The organism is Fretibacterium sp. (assembly GCF_057312375.1).
Map to the genome: position 1 here is coordinate 1 of NZ_DBHLDX010000099.1, position 3,992 is coordinate 3,992.

Consider the following 3,992-nt stretch of genomic DNA (forward strand, 5'->3'; position numbering starts at 1 on the left):
TCACCTGCTTTGCGGGCAGCGACTTCCCCTATGCCCGCCCGGACGTGCTCTTCCGGGGACTGGCCGAGGCGGAAAAACACGATCTCCTGGTGGGGGTCCACTGCGAGGACGAGGCGCTGACTTCGTCCCTCGAACGGGCGATTCAGTCCGCCGGACGCACGGGAGCGCGGGATTTTTTGGCGGCCCATTCCCCCATCACGGAAGTCCTGGCCGTCGATATGGTGCTGGAGATGGCCCGCTTCACGGGCGCGCGCGTTCACATCTGCCACGCCACGCTGCCCGAGGTGATCGATCGGGTGTCGCTGGCCCGGGAGGAGGCGCGCCTGACGGTGGAGACCTGCCCGCACTATTTGATCTTCTCAGAGGATGACCTCGAGCGGCTGGGAGGAGTCCTGAAGTGCACGCCCCCCGTGCGGACGCAGGAGAGCGTCGAAGGCCTTTGGGATCGCGTCCTGAATGGCGCAGTGGACGTGATCTCCTCGGACCACTCGCCCTCGACCATCGCACAGAAGAATCCGGCAAGCGGGAGCTTCTGGGACATGTGGGGCGGCGCTCAGGGCGTGCAGACCATGCTGCCCGCGCTCTTCACCCACGGGGTGAGGCGGCGGGGCCTGAGCGTGGAGATGCTGGTGCGAATGGTGTCCGAGAACCCGGCCCGCCTGATGGGACTCTATCCCCGCAAGGGGGTCATCAGGATCGGGAGCGATGCCGACCTGACGATCCTGGACCCCTCCGCGCGCTGGACGCTCGCGCCAGAGATGCTGCTTCACAAAAACAAGCACAGCCCCTATATGGGGATGGAGTTCGAGGGGCGCGTGACCGCCACGCTGGTGCGCGGCACGGTCGTTTTCGATGGCCGAAGGATAACGGCGGGTCCTGGAAGCGGAAGGCTTCTGAGAGGCAGTTTCTGAACCGGGCGAATGTCCCCGAATCAGGAATTTCCGAACTGAAAGGTCCCAAGATTGAATTGAGAACCATTTGGGGCGGTACGGCGTCAAGCCGTGAGATTGGGAGCTGATGACTTTGGATGGAAACAGGAAACACGCGGACCTCATCCTGAAGAGGGGCACCGTGATCACGATGGACCCGGAGCGGCGCATTCTGGAGAACGCCTCCGTGGCCGTGGAGGGGACGCGGATTGCGGCAGTGGGTCCAGCGGACGACATCGAGGCGGCCTACAGCGCCGAGCGGGAGATCGACTGCCTTCACAAGGCGATCCTGCCGGGCCTGATCGATGCGCACGGACACGCGGGGCACGCCTTGCTCAAGACGATCGGTGCGGATACGCGCAGTCATTGGATGCACATCGCCACCCCCACGTACCACCATTACACGACGGATGAGTTCTGGTACGTCGAGGCTCGTCTGGCTGCGCTGGAACGCCTGAAGATGGGAGTGACCTGTGGGGTCAGCGTCATCAGCTCGGCCCAGCGCAGCGACGACCCGGTGTTCGGGAGCAACAACGCGCGGGGCTATGCCGACGTGGGGATCCGGGGGGTCGTGGCCGTCGGGCCCTGTAATCCGCCTTTTCCGCGCAAGTTCAGCCGCTGGAAGAACGGAGTCCGCCACGAGGTGGAGGTGCCCTTCGAGGGCATGATGGAGGGGGCCGAGGCCGTCATCGAGGCGTGGAACGGAGGGGCCGACGGGCGCATCCGCGTATTTATCGCGCCGTTCGTCCTGCTGACGTCGATCTTTGGCTCCGGCCCCTCGGCACCGGACGTCGCCGTGGCGTTGTCGGACCACGACCGGCTGATGATGCGCCGGGTCCGGGAGGTCGCGGCCAAGCACAAGGTGCGCATCCACACGGAGGCGTTCGGCGGGATGATCCGGCTTGCCCATCGCTGCGAGTATGCGCTCCTGGGGCCGGACGTACATATCCAGCACTGCACGGGCATCTCCTTTGAGGAGGCCATGATCCTGGCGGAGACGGGGACGCACGTGGCCAGCGCGCCCGGTTACGGCCAGGTCAACGGGCGCTGCCCGATCCCTGAACTGATCGGACTGGGCGCCAACGTCGTGATCACGACGGACGGAAACTCCCCCTCCACGCCGTTCGACCTACTTCCCTCCGTACGGGAGACTCAGTTGATCCAGCGTATGCTCTGCCACGATCCCTTCCTGCTGCCGAACGGCAAGGCCCTCGAGATGATCACGATCGACGCCGCAAAGGCTCTGGGCTGGGACGATGAGATCGGCTCCCTCGAGCCGGGGAAGCAGGCGGACATCGCCGTGATGAACCTCTGGCAGCCGCACCTCGTCCCCAACATCATGCCGGTGCACCGCGTGATCTGCGAGGCGGTGGGGCACGATTTCGAGACCGTCATCGTCGCCGGGCGCGTCCTGATGGAAGGGCGCCGCGTCCTGTCCGTGAACGAGGACGAGGTGCTGAGTGAGGGCGAGGCGGAGGCCCGCCGCCTGATCGAGCGCGCGGGGCTGGAACGCCACATGGCCCTGCCGAGCACCTTCTGGGGGCACACGCAGGGCTGGCTGGACGAGCAGCGGGTGGATTACGATTCGCTGCCGTGCCGTCCATAGGGGAATGGAAAGGAGCGGTTTTCGAAATTGAGGACGAAACTGAGCGCAAAGTATGTCGTGGCGTTCGACGGATCGCGGCACGTCCTGCTGCGGGACGGGCAGGTGGTGTTCGAGGGAAACACGATCGTCTTCGTCGGCCGTGAATACCCGGGGCAGTGCGATGAGGAGTTGGACTGCGGCAACGCGATCCTCAGCCCCGGCTTCGTGGACCTGGACTCCCTGGGCGACATCGACCACGGCCTGATCCACTGCGAGGCCCCGGCCGCGATCCAGAGCCACCTGCTCTGGAGCCGTGCGTATTACGACAAGGGCAGCCGTGAGATCATGTCTGCGGAGGAGGAGGCGTTCAAGTCCCTTTACGCTTACGTCCAACTGATCCGGCACGGGATCACGACGTCCATGCCCATCACCTCGGTGTTCTACAAGCGCTGGGCGGAGACTTTCGAGGAGATCGAGGCTGCGGCCCATCACGCAGGGAAACTGGGGTTGAGGGTCTACCTCGGACCCAGTTACCAGTCCGGCTCCAGGGTCGTGAACCCCGATGGCTCCACAGAGGTGCTCTTCAAAGATGACGAGGGGCGCCAGGGACTGGAGCGGGCCATCCGTTTCATCAAAGAGTTCGATGGAGCCTACGGCGGGCTGGTCCGCGGCGTCCTGGTGCCGGAGCGCATCGAGACTCAGACGGAGGAGAACCTGCTGGCGACGAAGGCGGCCGCCGATAAGCTCGGGTGCCGCGTGCGCCTGCATGCGGCTCAGGGCTCGTTCGAGTACACATGGGTCCGAAAGCACCAGAGGATCACGCCGCTTCAGTACCTGGATAAAATCGGCTTCCTGGGGCAGACGACCCTGATCCCCCACGCTATGTACGTGCCGGGCTACAGCGCTATTCACGACGCGCCCACGGGCAACGACGTCGAGCTTCTGGCCCGCACGGGCACGACCGTCATCCACTGCCCGCTGGTCTACGCATCCTCCGGCGTCGCTCTCGAGTCGTTCGGGCGCTACCGAAAGGCCGGGGTCAACATGGCGATGGGGACGGACACCTTTCCGCCGGACATGCTGGCGAACATCCGCATCGGAAGCTACATGGCCCGGCACGTGGACCGATCCCTGGAGGGCAATACCTACGCGGACTTCTTCGAGGCGGCGACGCTGGGAGGCGCACGCGCGCTGGGCCGCGAGGACCTGGGGCGCATCGCGGTAGGGGCCCGCGCGGACATGATCGTCTTCGACCTCGATGGGCTGGACGTGGGGACAATCGACGATCCTCTGCGGACTATCGTCAACTCCGGAACGTCGCGGGAGGTGCGCCATTCGATCATCGACGGCCGATTCGTGATGCGCGACCGCGTCATCCCCGGAATCGACGAGGCAGCCCTTCGCGACCAGGCTCAGGCCTACTACGAGAAGATGCGCATGGGCTACTGGGAGCGGAGCGACGGCTCCCTGTCCCCGGC

3 protein-coding genes are annotated in these 3,992 nt (G+C 65.2%); all 3 read left to right on the forward strand.

Annotation, left to right across the window (positions count from 1 at the left end; translation table 11 throughout):
* On the forward strand, positions 1–911 hold a 911-nt coding region (locus ACO41U_RS09955), incomplete at its 5' end, for a dihydroorotase (RefSeq protein ID WP_485943625.1).
* Between the two features lie 112 nt (positions 912–1,023).
* Complete coding sequence (locus tag ACO41U_RS09960) at positions 1,024–2,535, forward strand: amidohydrolase family protein (protein ID WP_485943627.1); 1,512 nt, start codon at positions 1,024–1,026, stop codon at positions 2,533–2,535.
* A gap of 27 nt (positions 2,536–2,562) precedes the next feature.
* On the forward strand, positions 2,563–3,992 hold a 1,430-nt coding region (locus ACO41U_RS09965), incomplete at its 3' end, for a chlorohydrolase family protein (RefSeq protein WP_485943629.1).